Annotated in this window: 13 protein-coding genes; all 13 read left to right on the forward strand. The window is 45.5% G+C overall.

The window, feature by feature from the left end; translation table 11 throughout:
• Positions 1 to 31 precede the first annotated feature (31 nt).
• The 13 genes from Q1X33_RS06040 to Q1X33_RS06100 all read left to right on the forward strand — a co-directional run bounded on the left by Q1X33_RS06040 (position 32) and on the right by Q1X33_RS06100 (position 13,976).
• On the forward strand, positions 32 to 1,177 hold the full coding sequence (locus tag Q1X33_RS06040; protein WP_005227220.1) for an acetylornithine transaminase: 1,146 nt from the start codon (positions 32 to 34) through the stop codon (positions 1,175 to 1,177).
• A 146-nt stretch (positions 1,178 to 1,323) separates the two neighbouring features.
• Positions 1,324 to 2,346: an N-acetyl-gamma-glutamyl-phosphate reductase gene (argC, locus tag Q1X33_RS06045; RefSeq protein ID WP_016609579.1), complete on the forward strand. Its 1,023-nt coding sequence runs from the start codon at positions 1,324 to 1,326 to the stop codon at positions 2,344 to 2,346.
• Positions 2,347 to 2,424: 78 nt separating this feature from the next.
• The gene (gene argJ, locus Q1X33_RS06050) at positions 2,425 to 3,615 is read left to right on the forward strand and encodes a bifunctional glutamate N-acetyltransferase/amino-acid acetyltransferase ArgJ (RefSeq protein ID WP_034868852.1); all 1,191 of its coding nucleotides are present in this window, start codon (positions 2,425 to 2,427) and stop codon (positions 3,613 to 3,615) included.
• Positions 3,616 to 3,650: 35 nt separating this feature from the next.
• Positions 3,651 to 4,412, forward strand: a complete 762-nt coding sequence (gene argB / locus Q1X33_RS06055; protein WP_005227223.1) for an acetylglutamate kinase — start codon at positions 3,651 to 3,653, stop codon at positions 4,410 to 4,412.
• 175 nt (positions 4,413 to 4,587) lie between these two features.
• Entirely contained in the window at positions 4,588 to 5,409 is an 822-nt protein-coding gene (locus tag Q1X33_RS06060; RefSeq protein WP_005227224.1) for a VOC family protein, read from the forward strand.
• A gap of 416 nt (positions 5,410 to 5,825) precedes the next feature.
• Positions 5,826 to 6,740 (forward strand): sugar ABC transporter permease, encoded by a 915-nt coding sequence (locus tag Q1X33_RS06065; RefSeq protein WP_050759610.1) that lies wholly within the window; start codon positions 5,826 to 5,828, stop codon positions 6,738 to 6,740.
• 22 nt (positions 6,741 to 6,762) lie between these two features.
• Entirely contained in the window at positions 6,763 to 7,656 is an 894-nt protein-coding gene (locus Q1X33_RS06070; protein ID WP_005227226.1) for a carbohydrate ABC transporter permease, read from the forward strand.
• 65 nt (positions 7,657 to 7,721) lie between these two features.
• Positions 7,722 to 9,353: an extracellular solute-binding protein gene (locus Q1X33_RS06075; RefSeq protein ID WP_005227227.1), complete on the forward strand. Its 1,632-nt coding sequence runs from the start codon at positions 7,722 to 7,724 to the stop codon at positions 9,351 to 9,353.
• 37 nt (positions 9,354 to 9,390) lie between these two features.
• Positions 9,391 to 10,092 carry a DUF624 domain-containing protein gene (locus Q1X33_RS06080; RefSeq protein WP_005227228.1) on the forward strand — a complete coding sequence of 234 codons (702 nt, stop codon included), beginning with the start codon at positions 9,391 to 9,393 and terminating at the stop codon, positions 10,090 to 10,092.
• Positions 10,093 to 10,211: 119 nt separating this feature from the next.
• Positions 10,212 to 11,228, forward strand: coding sequence for a serine hydrolase (locus Q1X33_RS06085; RefSeq protein ID WP_153882985.1), 1,017 nt, complete (start codon positions 10,212 to 10,214; stop codon positions 11,226 to 11,228).
• Positions 11,229 to 11,273: 45 nt separating this feature from the next.
• The gene (gene manA / locus Q1X33_RS06090; RefSeq protein ID WP_170920124.1) at positions 11,274 to 12,227 is read left to right on the forward strand and encodes a mannose-6-phosphate isomerase, class I; all 954 of its coding nucleotides are present in this window, start codon (positions 11,274 to 11,276) and stop codon (positions 12,225 to 12,227) included.
• Between the two features lie 199 nt (positions 12,228 to 12,426).
• Positions 12,427 to 13,566, forward strand: a complete 1,140-nt coding sequence (locus Q1X33_RS06095) for a cysteine desulfurase family protein (RefSeq protein ID WP_005227231.1) — start codon at positions 12,427 to 12,429, stop codon at positions 13,564 to 13,566.
• Between the two features lie 68 nt (positions 13,567 to 13,634).
• Entirely contained in the window at positions 13,635 to 13,976 is a 342-nt protein-coding gene (locus Q1X33_RS06100) for a DUF1831 domain-containing protein (RefSeq protein WP_005232263.1), read from the forward strand.
• Positions 13,977 to 14,072: the final 96 nt, after the last annotated feature.

Below are 14,072 nucleotides of genomic sequence, written 5' to 3' on the forward strand. Positions count from 1 at the left end.
TTCGAATAATCCAAGACAAGGAGTGAACCCAATGAGTCATCTTTTTCCTAATTACAGCCGTTTACCCATCGATATCCAGCAAGGCAACGGCAGCTATGTGGTAGATTCGCAAGGCAACCAATATTTAGATTTAACAAGTGGCATCGGGGTCGTTAATCTCGGTTATGGGCATCCCAAAGTGCAAGCCGCGTTGATGACACAAGCAGAGCAGATTTGGCATGTGCCGAATTTGTATGACAGCCAGTTGCAAGAAAAAGTTGCCCAGAAGCTGACCCAAAATCAAAAGAGCGCTTCAGACGAGCCGTATCTGGCTTATTTTTGCAATAGTGGCGCTGAGGCGAACGAAGCTGCTTTAAAGTTGGCTCGCAAAGCGACTGGCCGCAGCAAAGTCATTAGTTTTGAACAATCTTTCCATGGTCGGACCTTTGGGGCGATGTCTTTGACTGGACAAAGTAGTATCCATGATGGGTTTGGACCGTTAGTACCAGAGATGGTGTATGTACCCTTTAATGACCTTGAGGCATTGCAAGCCGTTTTAGATGAGCAGACAGCAGCCGTGTTTTTAGAATTGATCCAAGGCGAAGGCGGTGTGATCCCTGCTGAGGTGGCGTGGGTCCAAGCGGTGGCAGCCCTTTGTCAGGAGTTGGGGGTACTACTGGTGGTGGATGAGATCCAAACCGGGATGGGGCGGACAGGAACACTGTTTGCTTTTGAAGGATATGGCATTGAACCTGATCTTTTTACCGTAGCAAAAGGGCTTGGTAACGGGATCCCTGTCGGAGCGATGCTAGGCAAAAGCCATTTGCAAACGGCTTTTGGACCTGGTAGTCACGGTTCGACCTTTGGTGGCAATAAATTAGCGATGGCCGTTGCTAGTGCCGTTTGCAGTGTGTTGCAAGAAGAGGGCATTCAAGTCAATGTTCAATTGCGCCAGCAGCAGTTTCTCGACGGATTGCAAGGACTATCTAAGGTGCAGGCGATTCGTGGGAAAGGATTGATGATCGGTATCGAATTAGCCGATTCGGAAAGCTTGCAATCCGTGTTGACCCAACTGCGGAACCAAGGCCTCCTCGCATTAAAAGCGGGAACCAAGGTTTTGCGCTTGCTGCCGCCTTTAACGATCTCGCAAGAGGAAACGACAGCAGCCTTGGCGATTTTGCAAGCTGTCTTAGCATAATTGCATAAAAATAGATTTTTCGGGCTTTTTTTCTTATAAAAACCGAATAATAGCGAGTTTATTTTGAATAGTTTTATAAATAATCATTGACAGAGCGATGGGAGTTTCTTATAATCTTAAGTAAATTCTTTTGAGGAGTGACGTGTTTGAAGGCAGCAATCGTTGGTGTAACAGGGTATACCGGAATTGAATTGATTCGTTTGATCCAGCAACATCCCCAATTGGAGGTGGGCACCTTGCATAGTCATTCTATGCATGAAAATTCATCTGTTTTGTATCCTCATTTAATTGGACTGACAGAGCGGCTGATCGAACCTTTTGATGCAGAAAAAATCCAAAAGGAAAATCAACTCGTGTTTTTTGCGACTCCTGCTGGAATCAGCAAAGAACTCGCAGCGACTCTTGTCGCAAATGACTTTCCAGTGATTGACCTTTCTGGTGATCTGCGATTGAAGGATCGGGATAGCTATCAAAAATGGTATCACCAAGAAGCTGCACCTGCCGAGTTGTTGGCACAAGCGACCTATTCGCTGCCTGAGTTTGCAACGACTCCTGGCAATTTGATCGCCAATCCAGGCTGTTATGCGACTGCTGCCATTTTAGCTGCTGCGCCGTTGGTTCAGCAAAAACTATTCAGCGGTACGTTGATTTTTGATGGCAAGTCGGGTTTGTCGGGTGCTGGTAAGAAATTGACGGACAGCAGTCACTTTGCAACCGCTGCGGATAACATGACGATGTATAAGCCAAATCAGCATCAGCATATTCCTGAGATCATGCAACAGTTTCAGCAATGGGATCAGGCAATGCCGCCGATCCAATTTTCTACCAGCTTACTGCCTGTCAAAAGAGGGATCTTTATGACGCTTTATGCGCCTATCAAAGACGCGATTTCGCAAGAGGACATCTATGAGCAGTACGTAAAAACGTATCAAGACCATCCGTTTGTCCGAGTGCAACCGTTAGGAAAGCTGCCCGAGCTGCGGCAAGTGACGGGAACGAATTTTTGTGACATTGGCATATGTTTCAATCCGCTGACCCAAGTGTTGACCGTTGTCGCAGTGATCGATAATTTAGGCAAAGGGGCTGCTGGCCAAGCGATCCAAAACTTCAATCGATGGGCAAAGATACCAGAAACGACTGGTCTTATGCAAGCACCGTTATATCCATAAAATAGCCAACAGACGCGTGAGGATACTCGTGTCAGCCAGTGGACAATCCGCAAAAAGGTGGCAGTAGGAGGAAAGAAAATGAAAGAAATCGAAGGAACGATCGCAACCCCCAAAGGTTTTTTTGCCGACGGTCTGCATTGCGGTCTGAAGAAAGAGAAAGTCGATCTTGGTTGGATCGTCTCTGAAGTGCCAGCCAGTGCTGCGGCAGTCTTTACCACCAATCAAGTACAAGCGGCACCCATTCTCGTTACAAAGGAAAAAATGCAAGCAGGCACCTTGCAAGGCGTGATCGTCAATGCGGGCAATGCCAATGCTTGTACCGGGGAGCAAGGTTTAAAAGATGCACAAGAGATGGCAGAATTGGCAGCAGCCCAGCTGCATACGAGTCCCGAAGCCTTTGCGGTAGCCTCCACCGGGATCATTGGTAAGAGCTTACCGATGGAAAAAATCACTGCAGGGATTCAGCAACTAAACAGGCAAGGGGATGCCCACCGATTTCAAAGAGCGATTTTGACGACGGATCTGACTGAAAAAAGCAGTGTCATCCAATCAACGATCGCTGACAAAACGGTGACTGTTGCGGGCTGTGCCAAAGGGTCTGGTATGATCCATCCCAATATGGCTACGATGCTGGCCTTTGTTACGACGGATGCGGCGATCGCTCCAGCACTCTTGCAAGCACTGCTGAAAGAATTAACCGACGTTACCTTCAATCAAATCACGGTCGATGGCGATACATCCACCAATGATATGGTGTTAGTTTTAGCTAACGGGTTAGCCAAAAATCCAACGATCGAAGCTGGCACGCCAGCTTATCATGAGTTTAAAGGGATGCTCAAAGCAGTTCTGACCGCACTAGCCAAAGCAGTTGCAAAGGACGGAGAAGGCGCCAGCAAATTGATCGAAGCTCATACGAGTGGAGCTGTGACCGATGAAGCAGCCCGAATGATCAGCAAAACCATCGTTGGTTCGCCACTGGTCAAAACAGCCCTCTTTGGCAAAGACCCGAACTGGGGGCGTATCTTATGTGCAGTGGGCTATAGTGGGCAGCCGATCGATCCAGCAACGGTATCGATTGCATTAGCCGACATTCCCGTCTTTGTCCAAGGGACACCGATAGCTTTTGACGAAACCATCATGCAAGAACAATTGGCGGAAAATGAAGTCAAGGTCGTTGTCGAGCTGAAAGAAGGGGCAGGTGTTGGCACCGCTTGGGGCTGTGATCTGACGTATGACTATGTGAAAATCAACGCACTATATCATACCTGAAAGAAATCAGGTACTAGACAAAAAGGAGCGAGTAGATGGAAACGATCGTAGTAAAAATCGGCGGTGTCGCCTCAGACAATTTAACCCCGTCATTCTTTGAGACGATAGCAGATTGGCAAGCTGCGGGCAAAAAAGTAGTCATCGTCCATGGCGGCGGTCACTACATCTCAGAAATGATGGAGAAAATGGCGTTGACAGTCACGATCAAAGACGGCCTGCGGGTGACCGACCCCCAGACGCTTGAAGTAACTAGAATGGTCCTTTTGGGACAAGTTCAACCGCTGATCACGACCGCTTTCCAGCAAGCTGGGTTCCATGCCGTAGGACTGAATGCTGGCTGTGATCAACTGATTCAAGGAGAAGTCATTGATGAAGAAAAATTAGGAGAGGTGGGGAAGGTTCAACAAATCAACGCTGCTTTCCTGCAGCTCTTGACAGAGAAAAAACATGTCCCGATCTTGGCACCGCTAGGAATTACCCCAGAGGGGCAATGGCTGAACATTAATGCCGATGAAGTAGCGTGTCAGGTTGCTGCCAGTTTACAAGCCGAAAAACTATATTTGTTGACGGATGTCCCTGGGATCAAGCAAGAAAGCAAGTGGTTATCGGCTGTTTCTTTTGAAGAGATCCCCCGTTTGATCACCGAAGAAGTAGTCACAGGCGGCATGCTGCCAAAACTAAAAAGTGCGCAGAAAGCCTTGAAAGCAGGGGTAGCTGCCGTTTGTATCACCGATCGAATCGATCATTTAGGAACCCAGATCCTCGCGGCAAGTCCAGCCGCAGCTGTCTGTAGCTGAAGCCATTAGCAACACCCAAATGCCTCTTCTCTACTCATAAAAATGCAAAATTCTGACTTTTCTGTGCTTTTCTTCTTATTTTCTCTAAAAAAAGAATAAAATAGGTAGGGATTTCATTTGCTAGAATTTCGTTTTATCAGTACAATGAGTACATATGTAAGTAGGGGGAGAAACAATGACAGATTTCTTATTGGGGAGCAGTACGAAGTTGCTGACTGTTGCAATCCGGGTAAAAGACCGCGATCAAGCGATTGCCTTTTATCGGGATGTACTTGGTTTTGAGTTGAAAAGAGAAGAAAATGAATTGGCCATCTTTGGTCTAAAAGGATTAGATAGAGAAGTTTTATGGTTGGAAGAAAGCCCGCGTGCCAACGATCACTTCGGCGAGATCAAAAAAATGCAGCGCATCGTCTTAGCCGTATCCTCATTAGAAGAAGCGGCAACTATCGCGAGCAATGCCCAACAAAAAGCGATTGCTTTCGAAGAAGCTCGTTATGAAGCGAATCAATTAGGCTTTATTATAGCTGATCCAGAAGGGAACAAAATTGAAGTCTTATTTACAGCACCCGCAGGAACTGCGGTACCAAAAGACGAAGCAGAATTGATCAAAGCGGCACCTGCAAAAGCGGCTGGCTTATCAAAAGAAACTCATTTTGGCAAGCTGTATTTAAACGTCAGTGATCTAGCCAAAGAGCAGCTTTTCTTAGAAGAAAGCTTAGGCTTGAAAACAAAAGAAGCCGAAACGAAGGAATTTATCCTCAATGATGGTGACTTCCAAGTCGGCTTGACTGAAGCACAAGGTGGTACGATCGATTTGCCGACCCATGAGGTGCTTGGCTTAGACTTCTTGAAAATCTCCATCAGTCAAGAAGATATCGATACATTGGAAAAACACTTGTCTGAGAAGAACCAAGAGTTCTTCATCGACAAAAAACGGAAGTTGTTGACGACCTACGATGCGATCGGTATCGAATGGTGGTTTATCGTTAAAAAATAATAGGTTATGAAAGAAAAAGCAGAGAGGCCGATTCTCTGCTTTTTCTTTTTTTTGTCAAAAAAAGAAACTTTTGTTTTTATTTCGCACGAAAGAGTGCAAAAACCTGTTACATCGATTTGAAGACCAATCATTGAAAAAACGGTAGTTTATCTGTATTAGCAGAGCAGGTCCAATCTATTTGACTTTTCTTGTTTTGTTATTTAATAGTTTGGGTGCTTGTTTTAAAACTTAATATAATAGCCATTATGATTCAAAAAACCTAAACATTATATTGAATTGTGGTTATTATTAATTTATAATAAAAAAGAATCGAGATTCGATGGCTCTGGACGCAGAGATTGTTCGTTGTTTATTTTGTATGCGGTTTCTATTGTGGGTGCGACAAGGTGGAATTGGGAAGACAAGGAGTAGATGTGATGGAAAAAAAGTGGATACAGCGATATTTTGCTCAGTGGGATCTGCAGATGATGGTACTGCCTGCGATCTTACTGGTAGGCATTTTTAGTTATATCCCAATGTACGGGATTTTGATGGCGTTTCAACAGTACAATATTTTTGAAGGTATGACAGGCAGTCCATGGATCGGCTTTGATAATTTTCGGCGCTTTTTTAGTGAACCACGTTTTTGGGAAATTTTACGGAATACCATTATGATCAGTGTGCTAAAGATTGCTATTTGTTTTCCAGCACCGATTTTGTTGGCATTGATGCTTAACGAGGTCAAGAACGTTGCCTTCAAGCGTGTGGTGCAGACGATTACTTATCTCCCACACTTTTTATCATGGGTGATCGTGGCGGGATTTACGATGTCGATTTTATCGATGGATAACGGTAGCTTAAATATTGCTTTGGAGAGTTTAAACCTGATCGATGAACCAATCAACTTTTTATCGATCCCTCGCTATTTCTGGACGATCATCGTTACGACAAATCTTTGGAAATCGATTGGCTTTGGCTCGATCGTCTATATGGCAGCCATTGCTGGGATCGATCCGCAACTGTACGAAGCAGCATCACTAGATGGCGCAACGAAATTTCAGCAAGTCTTTTTGATCACTCTGCCTTCGATCGTTCCAATCATTACGATTTTTCTCATTTTGGAGATCGGCAACTTATTGAATGCGGGCTTTGAAGATTTGCTTTTACTGGGGAGCAATCCAGCTCTTAGAAATGTGGCGGATGTCATTGATACCTATGTGTATCGGGTAGGGATCAGCAACTCTCAATATTCATACGCAACAGCTGTTGGTTTGTTCAAAGCAGTCATTAGTGTCACTCTTTTGAGCGGAGCAAACTTTTTCGCACGCAAAGTGGGTCACAGCTTATGGTAATCAGCAGAGGAGGAAATGAACAATGAAGAAAAATTGGGGCGACCAAGCGATGATGATTTTTATTTACCTCTTCTTGATAACGCTTGCATTCTTGACGTTTTATCCCTTCTGGAATTCGCTGGTGATTTCCTTTAATTCTGGACGTGACACGGTGACTGGTGGGATCACGTTTTGGCCAAGAGAATTCACGTTGGAAAACTATCAGATCGTCTTTCAAGATCAGCGCTTGATGAATGCCTTTTTCATCAGTGTCTTACGGACAGTGATCGGGACGTTTTCATCTATCATGCTGACAGCGATGGCAGCATATGGAATGTCAAAAAGAGAACTGATGGGGCGAAAATTTATTACGATTTTTTTCATCCTCACGATGTTCTTCAGCGGCGGCTTGATTCCAACCTTTTTAGTGGTACGTTCACTTGGACTGATGGATTCTTTTTGGGTAATGATCATTCCTGGTCTGATCAGTGTTTGGAATATGATCATCTTCCGTACGTTCTTTCAGCAACTGCCGAAAGGATTGGAGGATTCAGCGAAAATTGATGGGTGTGGGTATTGGGGCACGTTTTTCCGAATCATTTTGCCGTTATCAGGTCCAGTCATTGCCACTTTGTCGCTATTTACCGCCGTTGGGCATTGGAATGATTGGTTTATGCCAAGCATCTACATTACTTCAGATCATCTCATTCCCTTGCAGACCTTTTTGCAACGAGTCTTGAATTCGAATACGGTGAGTTCGCAAATGAGTCAAATCGATTCTGGCTCAGCAGCACGTTTGGCGGAAATGACTGGTGTCACTGGCAAGTCCTTATCAATGGCAATTATGATGGTGGCGACTTTGCCGATCGTAATGGTTTATCCGTTTGTCCAAAAGTATTTTGTAAAAGGTGTATTGATTGGTTCGTTGAAAGATTAGCAGAGCAGGAGGAACTCTCTTGATTAGAGGGGAGAAGGAACGAAACGTTGAAAGGGGATAAAAGAATGAAAGCAAAGGTATTAAAAAGCGTGCTGTCAGTGACTGCGATGAGTCTCTTACTGGCTGCTTGCGGCAGTGAGTCAGGGACAAAAGAAAGTGATGGGGCGGCAGCGAATGACCGTGACAGTTCGGAGGTCTTTGAATTAGGTAGTGAACCGTTGGAGATCACGATGTTTGGTAATTATGATTGGTACACGATGGATCGTTGGGGAGATGATCCAGCAACTGCTGCTATCAAAGAACTGACCAAGGTAGATATTCGCGCAATCGATGGTGGCGGGAATGCAGCACAGCGGCTAAGCACAATGATCGCTGGCGATGATCTACCTGATTTTATTTGGCTTGATCGAGGGTCGGATGTGGAACGGCTGCGAGAAGCGGGTGCCTTAGTGCCATTTGATGATTACTTGGATAAGTATCCAAACTTGAAAGAATGGGCGGGAGAAGACATCCTGAACATGCTTCGTTCAGAAGACGGCAAACTTTATCAGTTTCCCAACTGGTATAGCTCGGAGCCTTTCGGGAATGCCGGTTATGTCGTCAATAAAGAGATCCATGATGCTTTAGGTGCGCCAGAATTGAAAACAACAGAGGATCTTTATGAGTATTTGAAAGAAGTTCAAACAGAGTTTCCTGATGTCATTCCATTTGAAACAGATGTCAGCGGACAAGGGATCAATGTCTTGTACTCCGCATTTGCAGAAGGGCGTTCACCAGCAGATATCCGCATTCGCGCTGTTCCTGAAGGCGACGTATTGACCTCGATCTTTGCCAATGAAAACTACGTAGAATCGATTGAATATGCGTCAAGACTGTACCGTGAGCGCTTGATGACCCAAGATACCTTGACCCAAGATGCAGATATGGTGGCAGAAAAAGTAACCAGTGGTCGTGTAGCTGTCTATGCGGCTGCCAGCCCGTCCAACTATGCTCGCGATGCCCATTACATCTTGCAAGAACAAAACCCAGATGCGGGGTATTTCTATATCGAGCCGATTGCAAAACCAGGATTAGATCCTGACAATATTTTCCCAGGTTCCTATGAAATGCTAGGGTGGAATGTCAGTGTCATTACTAGAAATGCAGAAGACCCAGAAAAAGTCTTTGCCTTCTTAGACTGGTTGACAGGACCGTTGGGCCAATCGATCTTGATGTTTGGTCCAGAAGGCCAGTATTGGGATGGCTTTGACGAAGAAGGCTATACGCAATTTACGGATGCCTATGCAGAAGACAGTGCAGGCGTTTCAGAGATTGAGCAAGCAACATCAAGTTTCCAATGGAACGGCAACTCCGCCTTTTTAGACAATACCAAAACAAAATTTGAGTTAAATCTTCCAGAAGATCAAATGAACTGGGCAACGAAATGGCAGCATGCCATCACTTGGGACACGCAAAAAGACGACACGGAATTTGCGGCGATCAACCCGATGCCAGACTCACCAGAAGGAATTATTCAGCAACGGATCAACGATATTTTTGAAGAAGCCAATGCTTCAGCGATCTTTGCTGACAGCGATGAAGAAGTGCGTGCCATCTTTGCTGAGGCGGAAGCCCAAGCACAAGCAGCGGGCTATCAAGAGTTGCTGGATTATCAAACAGAGAAATGGCAGCAAAATCTACAAAACTTAGCCCGCTAGAGGGTAAATCAGTTGATTAGAGGAAGGAGACGGACTGATGGGAAATGAACGATGGTATCGTTGGTATGGTGCCAGTCAAGCGATAGCTAGTATGTTGCTTTTGAATGGCTACTGGTTACTGTTCAATCTGCCTGTTCTATTGCTAGCTTTGGGGCTGATTTTCCCCAGCTCTCCTCGTCAGTTTCTTTTCTCTTTGGTTGGTTTGATCATTAGTTTTCCTAGCATTCTTTTGCCAGCGACCTTTGCTTTATTTGGGGTCATGCGGCGTTGGTTGTACTATCAAGAACCACGTCAGGCCATCGGAGGGACCTTTTGGCGGCTCTATCGGGAAAATTATCGGCGCAGTTTTGCCGCAGGCCTCTTTTTCGGTAGTCTCGCTTTGCTGCTGTTAGGCTCTTATCGCCAAATCGATTCCTTTCAGTTGCCCTTATTGGCTGTCGGCTATTTGTTTTTAAGTATCATTTTACTCGTGTGGTTGCTGTATTTTATCTGCGACAGTGTGCATTTGGCGGCACCCATGCGGCTCGCCTTGATCAAAAGCTTTTTCATCATCTTTTGGGCACCGTTGCAGACACTGATGTTGCTAGGGCTGTTGAGTGGCCTCGCTTTACTGCTCGTCTTGATCAATCCCTTACTCGCGGGATTGATCGTAGGGGGACTAGGTAGCCAATGTGCCTGTTACAGTTATTTGAGAATCATCCAAAAGGCGCAAGCAAAAGCTGCACCAGCTGACGAGTAATCTATGTAACACTGATTAGAAAAAAATCTGAAAACTATCCTTAATGGGTAGTTTTTTTCATTGGCGAAAAGTGCTAAAGTTAGAAGCAAGACAAGCCTGAAAGGAGCGAGTATGGAACGATGACAATGTACCCAAAAACAGTACAGCTCATTCAAGAAAAAATGCCGACCGTTTTCCCAGGAGCGGTGCTGCGTTTTGTCGCTGGTGAAACCCAAGAGACCCATGTATTCGGACAGGCAGCGCTTCTTCCGAAAACCGAACCTATGACGAAAGATCATTTGTTTGATTTAGCCTCATTGACGAAAGTCGTTTGTACAACGAGTGTTCTGTTAAAATTGTGGGATCAAGGAAAAATCGAGATGGAGGCGCCGCTTACTCGTTGGCTGCCAGCGTTTAAAGACGATCGGGTAACGATCAAGCACTTGCTGACGCATACGGCAGCCATCAACACGTGGATTCCTCATCGAGACCAGTTGGATGCTGCTGCCTTGCGCAAGGCGTATTTGCAGCTTGAAAGCAGTGATACGATCGGTCAAACGGTCAGCTATACGGATACTGGGACGATTTTGCTGGGCTTTTTATTGGAGGAGCTGTATCAAAAACCAGTGACCGAGATTTTTCAAGAAGAAGTCTTGACGCCTTTAGGCATGAAGAACAGCGGCTTTCCGCCTTTTCCTCCCTCACAGCTGCCAATGATCGTGCCTACCCAGCAGCAGCCAGACGGCAGCATCCTTAGAGGAATCACCCACGATCCTAAAGCACGGGTGTTGGGAAACCATGCCGGCAACGCAGGGTTGTTTTCTACCGTGGATGACTTGACGCTTTTCGTTCAACTGTTACTGGCAAATGGTCAGCAGCAAGGGGCGCCGTTTTTCTCAGAAAAAGTCATGCAGGCGCTGGCTCAGCGGCAGACGCCTGAAAGCACAAAGCCCCGCACCTATGGCTGGGACTTATTGGGTGCGCCGTACCAATTATTTCATACAGGCTATACAGGCACGTTTCTCGCAGTAGATATCCCTAACAAAAAAGCGTTTATTTTCTTATCGAATCGGGTCCATCCAGTGGATCATCGAGAAAGCTACTTGGGTCATCGTGACGAAATCCTGCAATGTTACTTAAAAGAATCTGCCGAATAAGCGGATTCATGCTATAATATGCACGAACAACTAGAGAGGGGAACAATTATGGAACCATTGTTTATGAAACCTGTTTTTCAAGAAAAAATTTGGGGCGGCAGTCGCCTGCATTCTGTTTTTGGTTTTGATTTACCGAGCGACAAGATCGGTGAAGATTGGGCGATCAGTGCGCATCCTCATGGGGTGAGCGTCATTGAAAATGGTCCGTTTAAAGGCAAAACATTGGCGGATCTTTGGCAAGACCATCAAGAACTATTTGGTCATTCAGACGAACCAGTCTTTCCATTATTAATTAAAATTTTAGACGCGGAAGATGATCTATCCGTTCAAGTCCATCCTGATGACACGTATGGGTTAGCCCATGAAGGGGAATTAGGGAAAACGGAATGCTGGTACATCATTGATGCCGAACCAGGTGCGGAAATCATTTATGGCCACCATGCACAAACCAAAGAAGAACTTGCGGAAATGATCGAAGCGGGTCGTTGGGATGATTTGTTAACAAAAGTCCCTGTGAAAAAAGGCGATTTCTTCTATGTGCCAAGTGGAACGATCCATGCCATTGGAAAAGGGATTATGATCTTGGAAACCCAGCAGAGTTCGGATACGACTTATCGGGTGTACGACTATGATCGTACCGATGATCAAGGACAAACTCGGGAGCTGCATATCCAACAATCGATCGATGTGACGACGATTCCTGCACGGACGCCAGAATTATCGATCCGTGAGGTTAAACAAGGACAATCAGCAGTCGTTACCTATCTTGAAACGCCATTTTTCAATGTGTATGAGTGGGAAGTACGTGGAAAATTATCGTTGGCACAAAAGGCCGATTATACCTTGATGACCGTGATCGATGGGTATGGGCATTTGATGATCGACGGTCATTCCTATGAACTAAAAATGGGCACGAGCTGCATTTTGCCAAACCCGATCAAGAAATGGGAATTGGTTGGTGAATTGACTGTCATAGCCTCTGAACCTGGAAAAAAATAAAACGATCAGTAAGTGACGTGAGCCGCACAAGCAAAACAGCACACGTTCCTGATTTTTCGTAAGGCTGAACTCGTTCAGCTGCCTGTCATCATTGGCGATTTTTCCGCTTTTGACTGACAGGTTTTTTCGTATGGACACTCACGATAGACGTCTGAGGAAGATTTGTTATAATGGCAGTAATGAAGGATAGGTGAAAAGAATGGTTTACTTAGATCATGCAGCAACGACACCGTTGCATCCAGAAGTGATCAAAGTGATGAGTGAAACGATGCAGACATTTTTTGGCAATCCATCAAGCATTCATCATTATGGTCGAGACGCCCACACCCAATTAGAATTGGCTCGTCAAACGATCGCTCAGCAGCTAGGAGTCAAAGAACATGAGATCATTTTTAATAGTGGTGGTACCGAAAGTGATAATACAGCAATCATCGGTACAGCCCTTAGCAAACAAGCACAAGGCAAACATATCATTACGACCCAGATCGAACATCCGGCGGTCATTGAGAGTATGCGCTATTTAGAAGGCTTAGGCTTTGAGGTGACCTATTTGCCCGTAGATCAAAAGGGGCAATTGGCCGTCAGTGAAGTTGAGGCTGCCTTACGTCCCGATACGATTTTAGTATCCATAATGACGGCAAACAATGAAACGGGCAATTTGCTGCCGATTGCAGAAATTGGGGCCTTTTTACGGGAACATCCCGCCGTGTTTCATACCGATGCCGTGCAAGCTTATGGCAAGATCCCGCTTGAAATCAATGAAAACAGTATTGATCTTCTAAGCATTTCTGCTCACAAAATCAACGGACCAAAAGGGATCGGCTTTTTGTATAAACGAGATGGCTTGTCGCTGCCTGCGCTACTCCATGGCGGCGAGCAAGAAGAAAAACGGCGAGCAGGGACGGAAAACTTAGCAGCCATCATGGGAATGGCCAAAGCAGCTTCTTTGCATACCCCCGAAGCGCAGCAAGCAGCGGCGGAACAATATCAAACGTTTGCCGATGTGCTGATGGAGACCTTAGCAGCACAAGGCGTCGATGTTCAGTTGAATGGTGATCCAGCACACAAATTGCCGCATATTTTGAATCTGCGTTTCCCAGGTGTCAGCAGTGACTTGCTGCTGATGAAATTGGATTTAAAAGGGGCTGCGATCTCGACAGGCAGCGCTTGTACGGCGGGCAATGTGGAGCCCTCCCATGTGCTCGAAGCGATGGTGGGCAAAGAGCATCCAGCTATTCGGGAATCGGTCAGAGTCAGCTTTGGCTATGGCAACACATTGGCGGAAATCGAAGCATTTGCTCAGCTATTAGCAGAAACTGTCTTAGCCACGAAAAAGTAGGAGAACAGCTAGCAATCTCGCTGAAAACTATTTATAATGAAAGAAATGATGTTAAAGAGGTGAAGAACATGGCATTTGAAACAACAGCAACCGTTTTAGGCGCAGCAACCCAATACCGCATTGCTCCTGAAGCAAAAAAATATACGTTGCGGGACAATGGCTTTACAGAAACGAACGGCGGCAACTTCCAATTGATTCGCGGCCTTGAAGCAACACCCCAAAGCAAAGAAGGCTTTAAATTAAAAATCACTGTTGCAAAAGATCTGCAAACCTTCAAGATGTCCATCACGACAGCCAATGGGTTAAAAGCAGTCAACATTTTCAAAGATGAACAGCACAAAATGCTGCAAGAAAAATTTTACTTTTTAATGGATGGTTTTATCAGCCGCGGGTTGTTTGTCAAAGCGTAAGCTTTTGTCAAAAGCAGCTATATCGTTCAAAGGGCAAGAAGTGTGTCACTCCGCCAAGCAGGCATGGGATTGATACACTTCTTTTGTATCTTTGGC

The organism is Enterococcus sp. B2E4, assembly GCF_030499455.1.
Classification (GTDB): domain Bacteria; phylum Bacillota; class Bacilli; order Lactobacillales; family Enterococcaceae; genus Enterococcus_D; species Enterococcus_D casseliflavus.